The following is a 14,116-nucleotide window of genomic DNA, read 5'->3' on the forward strand; positions in this document are numbered from 1 at the left end:
TATGAACGATATTTTATCCTTTCTGAGGAAGAAGGAGATTGAGCTAAAAGTTGATAATAAAGATCTGTTGGTTAAGTTTCCCGGTAAGAAATTAGATAATGATGTTTTAGAAGTTATTAAGGCAAATAAAGAATTTTTACTGGCATATTTAACAGAGTTAAATCGTCAAAGTATTATTGATTCTATACCCAGGACTGATATTTCATCTAGTTACCCTTTATCGTCCTCGCAGCGTCGTCTATGGGTTCTGAGCCAGTTTGATGGGGGCAGCATGGCCTACCATGTTCCGTCGGTTTATGTTTTCCGTGGTGTTCTGGACATTTCTGCACTGGAGGGGTCTTTCCGCGAGCTCATCGGGCGCCATGAGATCCTTCGGACGGTTTTCCGTACGGTTGATGGGGGAGATGTGCGTCAGGTTGTTCTTTCAGCGGAAGATGCGGGATTTTCCCTTGCATACCGTGATCTTATTGGAGAGGGTTATGCAATAGAGGGAGGGGGTGTTGAGGGGCTGCTGTCCTCTGAGATCGTGCGTCCTTTTGACCTATCTTCGGGCCCCCTGCTTCGTGCGCACCTTTACCGTACAGGTCCCTCGGAGTGGGTTTTTCTGTGCACGATGCACCATATCATCAGTGATGGCTGGTCTATGGGTATCATGGTCAAGGAAGTTCTGTCGCTTTATGGTTCGCTTTCTTCTGGTTTGGTGTCGGATCTGCCGTCGCTTGAACTTCAGTACCGTGATTATGCGAGCTGGGAGTCTGGTCATCTGTCCGGGGACTTTTTTTCTGTCTCTCGTTCCTACTGGCTAGAGCAGCTGGGGGGTGAGCTTCCGGTGCTGCAGCTGCCTGAGGACCTTGTGCGTCCTGCAGTAAAGAGCTACCGTGGTTCCCGTGTTTCTGTTTCGTTGTCGTTGTCTGACTCCGTGGCCTTCCGTTCTGTGCTGCAGGGGTCAGGCTGTACGCTTTTCATGGGCTGTCTGGCTTCTGTCAACGGTCTTTTTTACCGTTACAGCGGTCAGACAGACCAGGTCATCGGTAGTCCCATTGCTGGGCGTGAGCATGCCGGTCTTTCCGGTCAGCTGGGTTTTTATGCGAACACGCTTGCTTTTCGGAGCCGTTTTACGGGAGAAGAAGATTTTCTGGGGCTTCTGTCGCATGTTCGTTCTGTGTGCCTTGGCGGTTATGCGCACCAGCTTTATCCTTTTGAGCGTTTAGTTGAGGAACTGGGAGTTGTCCGTGACATGGGGCGCAACCCGCTGTTCGATGTCATGTTGAGCGTTCAGGAAGATAGTGCTATAGGGTCTGGTGCTGTTTGTGTGGGCGGTGTTGAGGTTAGCGGTTACGAGGGTTCTTATGGGGACTCTACGAGCAAGTTTGACCTTCTGTTTACGTTTTCGGAATCCGGGGGTGTTCTTTCCGTGGGGCTTGAGTACAGCACGGATGTTTATAGCGATTCGCGGGCGCGGAGTATCCTTGATCACCTGCGTAGTTTCATCTGCTGTGTTTCATCGGGTCCTGGGGTTCGCCTTGGGGAAGTTGCCTATCTGGGGGCAGATGAGGTCGATCGTCTTGTTTATGGGTTTAATGCGACGGATGTTTCTTATCCTGATGGGGAGAGTGTTGTGAGTCTTTTTGAGTCTAGTGCGGCTCTTTATGGTGATCTTCCGGCTGTGGTTTATGGGGATCGGGAGCTGAGCTACCGTGATCTGGACGGTTTGTCAAACCGTCTTGGGGACTATCTCAGACGGGAGCACGGTGTTGGCCGTGAAGTTCTTGTAGGTTTGCTTTTGGAGCGTTCGGAATGGATGGTGGTTGCGATTCTCGGTGTTCTTAAGGCCGGAGGAGCCTATGTTCCCCTTGACCCCGGTTATCCGCGGTCGAGGGTTGAGTATATGTTGTCTGACAGTGGCTGCCGTGTTGTTATAGATGACTCTTTTCTGTCCGATTTTCAGTCGGTGATGGGCGATTACAGCGCGGGTTCCCTTGAAGGGGTTACCGATGGCAGTGACCTTGCATATGTTATCTATACTTCTGGTTCTACGGGTGAACCCAAGGGGGTTATGGTGGAGCACAGAAATGTGGTTGAATATGTTTACAGTATCAATAATAGAACAAATATAGAAGAATGCGATAGCTTCGGTTTCTTATCAAGTTTTGCGGCTGATCTTGGGAATACAGTACTTTATCCTTCTTTATTTTTAGGAAAGAAACTCCATGTTTTCTCAGATATGGAACTGAGTGTTGCTGGTCATGGTTTCTCTAAAGAGATTGACTGTATAAAAATAGCCCCCAGTCACTGGAAGGCTCTTCGTGACATGGGCTATTTTTTGACTCCCGCTAAATGTTTAATATTTGGCGGAGAGGAATTAGATTCTAATATATTGTTGTCATTGCAGGAACTTTCGGCAACATGCAACGTGTATAATCATTATGGTCCTACCGAGACGACAGTTGGAAAACTGGTTCAGAAGGTTGATTTGGGATTTTCAGGGGGAAAAATACCGCTCGGGACACCATTAGGTAATAATTGGGTTTATATTCTTGACGGTAATATGGGAGTTGTTCCAGAGGGCTGTTTGGGGGAGATCTATATCGGTGGTGCTGGTGTTTCGCGGGGTTACCTTAACCGTCCCGATCTGACGTCTTTGCGATTTGTAGCTGATCCCTACCGTCCCGGGGAGCGTCTTTACCGTACGGGCGATCTCGGTGTTCGTCTGTCAGGTGGAGAGATCGAGTACCGGGGCCGTATGGACGACCAGGTAAAGGTGCGTGGCTACCGTATCGAGCTTGGCGAGGTTGACCGTTTTGTTCAGAGCTGTTCGGGTATCCTGGGTAGTGTTACCGTTGCACGTGAGGTCAATGGGGGGGACCGGGAGCTTGTTTCGTATATTGTTAGCTCTGTCCCTGTTGATGTGGGCGCTCTTCGGGCTGAGCTTGGGGAGCTGGTTCCGTCTTATATGGTTCCGTCGCGTTATGTTGAGCTTTCGGAGCTTCCCCTGACATCGAACGGTAAGGTCGACCGGAAGTCATTGCCTGATCCCGACGAGGGTGTGTTGGGCACGGGTACGGAGTATGTGGGTGCGCGTAATGCGGTGGAGTCTCTTCTGGTTTCGATCTGGGAGGAAGTTCTGGGCCGTTCGGGCATCGGTATCCACGACAATTTTTTTGATCTTGGGGGGAACAGTCTGCGGGCTATCCGTCTTTCGGGCAGTGTTTCGCGGAGTTTCCATGTTCAGATGTCCCTGCAGGACCTTTTCCTGCACCCTACGGTTTCGGGTCAGTCAGGTCTTCTTTCCAGGGGCAACCTTCCGGGCGTTGTAGGCATCGCTCGGGTTCCCGACAGTGATTCCGGTTACCCTTTGTCGTCCTCGCAGCGTCGTCTATGGGTTCTGAGCCAGTTTGATGGGGGCAGCATGGCCTACCATGTTCCGTCGGTTTATGTTTTCCGTGGTGTTCTGGATATTTCTGCACTGGAGGGGTCTTTCCGCGAGCTCATCGGGCGCCATGAGATCCTGCGGACGGTTTTCCGTACGGTTGATGGGGGAGATGTGCGTCAGGTTGTTCTTTCAGCGGAAGATGCGGGATTTTCCCTTGCATACCGTGATCTTATTGGAGAGGGTTATGCAATAGAGGGAGGGGGTGTTGAGGGGCTGCTGTCCTCTGAGATCGGGCGTCCTTTTGACCTATCTTCGGGCCCCCTGCTTCGTGCGCACCTTTACCGTACAGGTCCCTCGGAGTGGGTTTTTCTGTGCACGATGCACCATATCATCAGTGATGGCTGGTCTATGGGTATCATGGTCAAGGAAGTTCTGTCGCTTTATGGTTCGCTTTCTTCTGGTTTGGTGGTGGATCTGCCGTCGCTTGAACTTCAGTACCGTGATTATGCGAGCTGGGAGTCTGGTCATCTGTCCGGGGACTTTTTTTCTGTCTCTCGTTCCTACTGGCTAGAGCAGCTGGGGGGTGAGCTTCCGGTGCTGCAGCTGCCTGAGGACCTTGTGCGTCCTGCAGTAAAGAGCTACCGTGGTTCCCGTGTTTCTGTTTCGTTGTCGTTGTCTGACTCCGTGGCCTTCCGTTCTGTGCTGCAGGGGTCAGGCTGTACGCTTTTCATGGGCTGTCTGGCTTCTGTCAACGGTCTTTTTTACCGTTACAGCGGTCAGACAGACCAGGTCATCGGTAGTCCCATTGCTGGGCGTGAGCATGCCGGTCTTTCCGGTCAGCTGGGTTTTTATGCGAACACGCTTGCTTTTCGGAGCCGTTTTACGGGAGAAGAAGATTTTCTGGGGCTTCTGTCGCATGTTCGTTCTGTGTGCCTTGGCGGTTATGCGCACCAGCTTTATCCTTTTGAGCGTTTAGTTGAGGAACTGGGAGTTGTCCGTGACATGGGGCGCAACCCGCTGTTCGATGTCATGTTGAGCGTTCAGGAAGATAGTGCTATAGGGTCTGGTGCTGTTTGTGTGGGCGGTGTTGAGGTTAGCGGTTACGAGGGTTCTTATGGGGACTCTACGAGCAAGTTTGACCTTCTGTTTACGTTTTCGGAATCCGGGGGTGTTCTTTCCGTGGGGCTTGAGTACAGCACGGATGTTTATAGCGATTCGCGGGCGCGGATTATCCTTGAGCACCTGCGTAGTTTCATCTGCTGTGTTTCAGCGGGTCCTGGAGTTCGTCTTAGGGAAGTTGCCTATCTGGGGGCAGATGAGGTCGAGCGTCTTGTTTATGGGGTTAATGCGACGGATGTTTCTTATCCTGATGGGGAGAGTGTTGTGAGTCTTTTTGAGTCTAGTGCGGCTCTTTATGGTGATCTACCGGCCGTGGTCTACGGGGATCGGGAGCTGAGCTACCGTGATCTGGACGGTTTGTCGAACCGTCTTGGGGACTACCTCAGACGGGAGCACGGTGTTGGCCGTGAAGTTCTTGTAGGTTTGCTTTTGGAGCGTTCGGAATGGATGGTGGTTGCGATTCTCGGTGTTCTTAAGGCCGGGGGAGCCTATGTTCCGATTGACCCCGGTTATCCGCGGTCGAGGGTTGAGTATATGTTGTCTGACAGTGGCTGCCGTGTTGTGATAGATGACTCTTTTCTGTCCGATTTTCAGTCGGTGATGGGCGATTACAGCGCGGGTTCCCTTGAAGGGGTTATCGATGGCAGTGACCTTGCATATGTTATCTATACTTCTGGTTCTACGGGTGAACCCAAGGGGGTTATGGTGGAGCACAGAAATGTGGTTTCTTTATTGAAAAATAAGGATCAATCATTTGATTTTTCTTCATCGGATACTTGGTCATTGTTTCATTCTATATGTTTTGATTTTTCGGTTTGGGAGATGTACGGTGCATTATTGTATGGAGGAAAGATAGCTCTTGCGTCCACTGAAATAATTAAGGATAGTACCCTGTTTTTAGATTTTTTGATAAAGGAAAAAGTAACGATATTAAATCAGACGCCAGGTTTTTTCTATTTAACTCTGAATTCTGCATTAAGTTCTGGAAAGAAAGTTAAATCTATACGATATATTATTTTTGGAGGGGAGGCGTTGCTACCGGCAAACTTGATTAATTATAAAAAAGTTTTCCCTAGTTCAAAAACTATAAATATGTATGGAATTACGGAAACAACTGTTCATGTTTCATTTAAGGAAATCACAGATTACGAGATAAATATAGGCATTAGTAATATTGGTAAACCCTTATCAACATTATGGGTTTATATTCTTGACGGTAATATGGGAGTTGTTCCAGAGGGCTGTTTGGGGGAGATCTATATCGGTGGTGCTGGTGTTTCGCGGGGTTACCTTAACCGTCCCGATCTGACGTCTTTGCGATTTGTAGCTGATCCCTACCGTCCCGGGGAGCGTCTTTACCGTACGGGCGATCTCGGTGTTCGTCTGTCAGGTGGAGAGATCGAGTACCGGGGCCGTATGGACGACCAGGTAAAGGTGCGTGGCTACCGTATCGAGCTTAGCGAGGTTGACCGTTTTGTTCAGAGCTGTTCGGGTATCCTGGGTAGTGTTACCGTTGCACGTGAGGTCAATGGGGGGGACCGGGAGCTTGTTTCGTATATTGTTAGCTCTGTCCCTGTTGATGTGGGCGCTCTTCGAGCGGAGCTTGGGGAGCTGGTTCCGTCTTATATGGTTCCGTCGCGTTATGTTGAGCTTTCGGAGCTTCCCCTGACATCGAACGGTAAGGTCGACCGGAAGTCATTGCCTGATCCCGACGAGGGTGTGTTGGGCACGGGTACGGAGTATGTGGGTGCGCGTAATGCGGTGGAGTCTCTTCTGGTTTCGATCTGGGAGGAAGTTCTGGGCCGTTCGGGCATCGGTATCCACGACAATTTTTTTGATCTTGGGGGGAACAGTCTGCGGGCTATCCGTCTTTCGGGCAGTGTTTCGCGGAGTTTCCATGTTCAGATGTCCCTGCAGGACCTTTTCCTGCACCCTACGGTTTCGGGTCAGTCAGGTCTTCTTTCCAGGGGCAACCTTCCGGGCGTTGTAGGCATCGCTCGGGTTCCCGACAGTGATTCCGGTTACCCTTTGTCGTCCTCGCAGCGTCGTCTATGGGTTCTGAGCCAGTTTGATGGGGGCAGCATGGCCTACCATGTTCCGTCGGTTTATGTTTTCCGTGGTGTTCTGGACATTTCTGCACTGGAGGGGTCTTTCCGCGAGCTCATCGGGCGCCATGAGATCCTTCGGACGGTTTTCCGTACGGTTGATGGGGGAGATGTGCGTCAGGTTGTTCTTTCAGCGGAAGATGCGGGATTTTCCCTTGCATACCGTGATCTTATTGGAGAGGGTTATGCAATAGAGGGAGGGGGTGTTGAGGGGCTGCTGTCCTCTGAGATCGTGCGTCCTTTTGACCTATCTTCGGGCCCCCTGCTTCGTGCGCACCTTTACCGTACAGGTCCCTCGGAGTGGGTTTTTCTGTGCACGATGCACCATATCATCAGTGATGGCTGGTCTATGGGTATCATGGTCAAGGAAGTTCTGTCGCTTTATGGTTCGCTTTCTTCTGGTTTGGTGGCGGATCTGCCGTCGCTTGAACTTCAGTACCGTGATTATGCGAGCTGGGAGTCTGGTCATCTGTCCGGGGACTTTTTTTCTGTCTCTCGTTCCTACTGGCTTGAGCAGCTGGGGGGTGAGCTTCCGGTGCTGCAGCTGCCTGAGGACCTTGTGCGTCCTGCAGTAAAGAGCTACCGTGGTTCCCGTGTTTCTGTTTCGTTGTCGTTGTCTGACTCCGTGGCCTTCCGTTCTGTGCTGCAGGGGTCAGGCTGTACGCTTTTCATGGGCTGTCTGGCTTCTGTCAACGGTCTTTTTTACCGTTACAGCGGTCAGACAGACCAGGTCATCGGTAGTCCCATTGCTGGGCGTGAGCATGCCGGTCTTTCCGGTCAGCTGGGTTTTTATGCGAACACGCTTGCTTTTCGGAGCCGTTTTACGGGAGAAGAAGATTTTCTGGGGCTTCTGTCGCATGTTCGTTCTGTGTGCCTTGGCGGTTATGCGCACCAGCTTTATCCTTTTGAGCGTTTAGTTGAGGAACTGGGAGTTGTCCGTGACATGGGGCGCAACCCGCTGTTCGATGTCATGTTGAGCGTTCAGGAAGATAGTGCTATAGGGTCTGGTGCTGTTTGTGTGGGCGGTGTTGAGGTTAGCGGTTACGAGGGTTCTTATGGGGACTCTACGAGCAAGTTTGACCTTCTGTTTACGTTTTCGGAATCCGGGGGCGTTCTTTCTGTTGGGCTTGAGTACAGCACGGATGTTTATAGCGATTCGCGGGCGCGGATTATCCTTGAGCACCTGCGTAGTTTCATCTGCTGTGTGTCATCGGGTCCTGGGGTTCGTCTTAGGGAAGTTGCCTATCTGGGGGCAGATGAGGTCGATCGTCTTGTTTATGGGGTTAATGCGACGGATGTTTCTTATCCTGAGGGGGAGAGTGTTGTGAGTCTTTTTGAGTCTAGTGCGGCTCTTTATGGTGATCTTCCGGCTGTGGTTTACGGGGATCGGGAGCTGAGCTACCGTGATCTGGACGTTTTGTCGAACCGTCTTGGGGACTATCTCAGACGGGAGCACGGTGTTGGCCGTGAAGTTCTTGTAGGTTTGCTTTTGGAGCGTTCGGAATGGATGGTGGTTGCGATTCTCGGTGTTCTTAAGGCCGGAGGAGCCTATGTTCCCATTGACCCCGGTTATCCGCGGTCGAGGGTTGAGTATATGTTGTCCGACAGTGGCTGCCGTGTTGTGATAGATGACTCTTTTCTGTCCGATTTTCAGTCGGTGATGGGCGATTACAGCGCGGGTTCCCTTGAAGGGGTTATCGATGGCAGTGACCTTGCATATGTTATCTATACTTCGGGTTCTACGGGTGAACCCAAGGGGGTTATGGTGGAGCACAGAAATGTGGTTAATCTAATTTTTTCTCAACTATCAACTTTTAATATTGATCATACTGATAATGTATTACAGCTTTCGAGTTATGCTTTTGATGCTTCTGTCGAGCAGATTTTTTTAGCTATTTCTAGCGGAGCGAGGTTAACATTAGTTTTTGAATATCAGAGGTTTGATCCTGTTGAATTAAATGCGGTACTTTCGGAGAAAGGTATCACTCATTTAGATACAGTTCCTAGTTTATTGATGCTACTAGATCCCAGATCATATAAGACATTGAAACGTGTTGTTTCTGGTGGAGAGCCTTGCCCTGCTAGATTAAAAGAATGGGAGGAATATTGTTTGTTTTATAATTCTTATGGCCCTACAGAAACAACTGTTACCTCAACAATGCAGTTATTAAATGGGGCTTCTAATATTGTTACGATAGGTCGACCTTTGCATAACGAATATATCTATATTCTTGACGGTAATATGGGAGTTGTTCCAGAGGGCTGTTTGGGGGAGATCTATATCGGTGGTGCTGGTGTTTCGCGGGGTTACCTTAACCGTCCCGATCTGACGTCTTTGCGATTTGTAGCTGATCCCTACCGTCCCGGGGAGCGTCTTTACCGTACGGGCGATCTCGGTGTTCGTCTGTCAGGTGGAGAGATCGAGTACCGGGGCCGTATGGACGACCAGGTAAAGGTGCGTGGCTACCGTATCGAGCTTGGCGAGGTTGACCGTTTTGTTCAGAGCTGTTCGGGTATCCTGGGTAGTGTTACCGTTGCGCGTGAGGTCAATGGGGGGGATCGGGAGCTTGTTTCGTATATTGTTAGCTCTGTCCCTGTTGATGTGGGTGCTCTTCGGGCTGAGCTTGGGGAGCTGGTTCCGTCTTATATGGTTCCGTCGCGTTATGTTGAGCTTTCGGAGCTTCCGCTGACACCGAACGGTAAGGTCGACCGGAAGTCATTGCCTGATCCCGACGAGGGTGTGTTGGGCACGGGTACGGAGTATGTGGGTGCGCGTAATGCGGTGGAGTCTCTTCTGGTTTCGATCTGGGAGGAAGTTCTGGGCCGTTCGGGCATCGGTATCCATGACAATTTTTTTATTCTTGGGGGAGATTCGATCAAGTCTATCCAGGTTGTTTCGCGGCTTCGGCAGGGAGGGTATGGTCTCGGTATCCAGGATATCCTCCGTTTTCCGACGATTTTTTCACTTTCGGGGCTTGTTGTTGCTCTTTCCCGAGAGCCTTTTCAGGGGGTAGAGACGGGTACCTTTGGTCTCAGCCCGATCCAGCATTTATTTTTTGAGGAGATACAGGTTGACCGTCATCACTATAACCAGAGCGTGATGCTTTCCTACGATGGTGTTCTGTTGGAGGATGGTATCCGTTTCTGTTTGGGCTCACTGATGCGCCATCATGATTCGCTGCGTTATGTTTACCGGGAGGGTCCTTCCGGTTGGTTCCAGGAGAACTCGGGGGATGCTGTGCCCTTGCTGGATGTGGTCAGCATAGGGGATGACGCTGATCTTGTGGCGCACTGTGAGCGATTACAGGGAGAGTTCAGTCTTTCCGGTGGTCCGCTTTTCCGGGGCTGTATCTTTCGGCGTGACGAAGGGGACCTGTTGTTTCTTTTGTGTCACCACCTTGTGGTTGACGGTGTTTCCTGGCGGATCCTGGTGGAGGATCTTTCTCATCTTTACCAGGGGTATGTTTCTGGGCGGGGCCATGATCTTCCTTCCAAGACAGATTCCTATGGCTACTGGCAACAGAGCCTTGTCCGTTATTGTGGGAGTTCGGCATTGCAGGAAGAGTCCGCTTACTGGTCTTCTGTTGATTCAGGGGATTATGATGATCTCCGGGTGGATTTCCCTGGGGGGTCCAATCTATATGGTGATGTTTCGAGTGAGCATTTTGTTCTGGACAGGGGGACCACTGCAAAGCTTGTGGGGAGCTGTTATTCGGCCTACCGTACAGATATCAATGATATATTACTGGCATCGCTTGGTCTTTCCCTGCATGGGGAGTTCGGTATGAGTCATATCCTTGTCGGACTTGAGGGGCACGGCCGGGAGCCGATCGGTGAAGATGTTGATGTCAGCCGTACGGTAGGCTGGTTTACCAGCATATATCCGGTGGTTCTGGATATTGACGGAGGCAGCACTGCACTGGATAATCTTTTGTGCATAAAGGAGCGTGTTCACCGTGTTCCGAACAAGGGTATCGGCTATGGTATTTTGCGTTATCTCGGTGGTGCCGGCTATAGTAGTTCCCCTAATGTTGTTTTCAATTATCTTGGTGATTTTGGTGTTTCGGGCTCCGCTTCCGGGGGGGAGGTTTTCGGTTATCGTGGAGGTTCGTGGGGTTCAGGAATATCTAGTGCAGGGCCTCGGACTTCTCAATTGGATTTTACGGGTATGATCATTGACGGTGAGCTTCATTTTACTGTTGTCTATAGCGGGTGCCTCCATCTGCGCTCTACGGTGCAGGGTGTCCTTGCTTGTTTTGAGGGTCACCTTCGTTCGCTTGTCGGCATTCTTTCGGAGTGCCGAGAGGCCTATGTTACCCCTGTGGACCTGAGCTATAATTCCCTGGATCTGGCGAGTGTGCGGGATCTGGATCTTAGTGTCGGTGTGGAGGATCTCTATGAGCTGAGCCCTCTTCAGCAGGGACTTTATTACCACTGGTTATCTTCGGGAGGCTCCGGGGGGCTTTATTTTGAGCAGCTCAGGTGCAGTATTGAGGGGTCGCTCGACAGTACAGTTCTTTCCCGGAGTTACGCGCATCTTGTGGAGCGCCATGGGGTCCTTCGGACCTTTTTCACGGATGCCTATGGGGACCGTATCCTGCAGGTTGTTGCACGTGAGGCTGTGCCCGACTTTGTTTATATCGATTCGCGTGCTTCGGAGGATTTTTCTCTTTCGGAGTATCTTTCGGCAGATGTTTCCCGGGGTTTTGACCTTGGTAGGGGTTCACAGATGCGTCTTTCTGTTGTACGTGTTTCCGAGGACCGTTATGAGTTTATCTGGAGCCATCACCATATTTTGATGGACGGCTGGTGCGTGAGTATCCTTGTGAACGATTTTTTTTCGATCTATGGATCCCTGTGCCGTGGGGAGCATCCCGGGCTAGCTTCTGTGCGCCCGTATTCGGACTATATCACGTGGCTTAGGGGTATAGACCGAGTATCTTCGTATGCATACTGGCGGGCGTATCTTTTGGGTTATGAAATGCTGAGCGGCCTCCCTAAGGGATTGGCTGCTGGTGAGAGCGGTGGATCTGGGCATGGCCATTTGTCCTTTGTTCTTGACGGGGCTGCTTACGGTTCCCTTCGGACATTATGTTCTGGTTTAGGAGTTACCGAGAGTACTTTTTTCCAGTGTGCCTGGGGCATTCTTCTGGGCCGTTATAACGACCGTGATGATGTTGTTTTCGGTACGGTTGTTTCGGGTCGTCCCAGTGATCTTGTGGGGGTAGAGGACATGGTGGGTCTTTTTATCAACACTGTTCCCGTGCGGGTACGTATTGTTGAAGGCGAGAGTGTGCATGACCTTTTACTCCGTGTGCAGGGCGACTCGATTTCGGGGCTTGGCCACCATTATGTTCAGCTTGCTGACATTCAGTCGGAGAGCGGTTTTTCGGGGGCTCTATTTGACCATATAGTTGTTTATGAGAACTATCCGGTGCAGGAGCGTCTGGAGTCCTCACAGTTTGATTTCAGGGTGCTTGGGGCCACTGCTCTGGAGCAGACGAACTATGGTCTTACGGTTGTTGTTGTCCCTGGAGATACTTTCGGGGTACACTTTCATTATGACAGGAGTGTGTATCCGGAATGGCTTATCGGCGGTATTGCCAGGCATCTTGAGGAGCTTTTGGGCAATATGGTTTCGGATGTGTTGCAGGGGGGGGCTTCGGTTGCCTATCTAGGATCAGATGAGGTCGATCGTCTTGTTTATGGGGTTAATGCGACGGATGTTTCTTATCCTGATGGGGAGAGTGTTGTGAGTCTTTTTGAGTCTAGTGCGGCTCTTTATGGTGATCTTCCGGCTGTGGTTTATGGGGATCGGGAGCTGAGCTACCGGGAATTATCGCGTGTTGTAAACGACCTGTCGCAGATCATCATCAGTTTAGGAGGCAATAAGGGCACAGGGGTTGGAGTTTTCCTGGATCGTTCGGAATGGAGTGTTATAAGTATGCTTGCTGTTATGAAATGCGGCTGTATCTACATTCCTATGGAGAAGGAACTGCCGGAGTCGAGACTTTCTTATATTATGGCAGAAAGTGGAGCTGCGCTTCTCATCACGGATACAGAAGGACCGGAATGGGCAGGTTCTTATCGTTTTATTAATGTACAAGATCTTCCAGAAGTTCCTGACGGGGATGCAGCTTCTGTTCATATCGGATTGGAGGATGCTTCATTCCTATTGTATACTTCCGGCTCTACGGGAATACCCAAAGGTGTTGTACAGACCCATTCTACGCTTTATAACCTGACGATGTGGAACCGCCTGGGGGCCGGTTTAAGATGGGGGCGGAAGCATCTTCAGTTTGCCTCATTTGGTTTTGATGTATCATTAAATGATGTTTATTATGTACTGTCAACGGGTGGTGAGCTGCATGTTGCCAGTGAGGCAGCTCGCAGGGATTTTGATCTGCTGAGGAGTTATATTATAGATAGTGGGATCAATATATTATATATGTCCTATTCTGCTTTGAGAGTATTTTTTGATTCCATGGGAGGGAATGGTCTTTCAGGGCATCAGATAGAGGAGATACTTTCCACAGGGGAACAGCTCTATATAACCGGGAATTTAAGGAAATTTTTGGAGGATTACCCTGAGGTAGATATATTTAATTTTTATGGTCCTACAGAGACACATGTTGTCACTTCTGTTTCTTATAGGCATAGTTGTCATATTTTACCGGACCGGGCCACGATAGGTACCCCGATTTACAACACATGGATCTATATTCTTGACAGTAATATGGGAGTTGTTCCAGAGGGCTGTCTGGGGGAGATCTATATCGGTGGTAGCAATGTGGCCATTGGCTATAATAATCAGCCTGATCTGACGTCTTTGCGATTTGTAGCTGATCCCTACCGTCCCGGGGAGCGTCTTTACCGTACGGGCGATCTCGGTGTTCGTCTGTCAGGTGGAGAGATCGAGTACCGGGGCCGTATGGACGGCCAGGTAAAGGTGCGTGGCTACCGTATCGAGCTTGGCGAGGTTGACCTTGCGCTTCAGAGCTGTTCGGGTATCCTGGGTAGTGTTACCGTTGCGCGTGAGGTCAATGGGGGGGATCGGGAGCTTGTTTCGTATATTGTTAGCTCTGTCCCTGTTGATGTGGATGCTCTTCGAGCGGAGCTTGGGGAGCTGGTTCCGTCTTATATGGTTCCGTCGCGTTATGTTGAGCTTTCGGAGCTTCCGCTGACATCGAACGGTAAGGTCGACCGGAAGTCATTGCCTGATCCCGGTCAGGGTGTGTTGGGCACGGGTACGGAGTATGTGGGTGCGCGTAATGCGGTGGAGTCTCTTCTGGTTTCGATCTGGGAGGAAGTTCTGGGCCGTTCGGGCATCGGTATCCACGACAATTTTTTTAGTATGGGTGGAAATAGCCTTAAAATTATCCTATTGGTTTCTAAAATTAAGACCATATTTGATATAAAAATGTCTGTTTCAGATATTTTTATGTTTCCTACAATTGAACTTCAAGGTAAAGCTATACAAGCGCAAATGTGGATTTTACAGAAACAAAATAAAAAATAA

At 50.2% G+C, this 14,116-nt stretch carries 1 protein-coding gene; it reads left to right on the forward strand.

The window, feature by feature from the left end; genetic code table 11:
• The first annotated feature begins 1 nt into the window (after position 1).
• The gene (locus OGI71_RS22205; protein WP_282252009.1) at positions 2-14,116 is read left to right on the forward strand and encodes a non-ribosomal peptide synthetase; all 14,115 of its coding nucleotides are present in this window, start codon (positions 2-4) and stop codon (positions 14,114-14,116) included.

It is taken from the genome of Sphingobacterium sp. ML3W (assembly GCF_029542085.1).
Classification (GTDB): Bacteria; Bacteroidota; Bacteroidia; order Sphingobacteriales; family Sphingobacteriaceae; genus Sphingobacterium.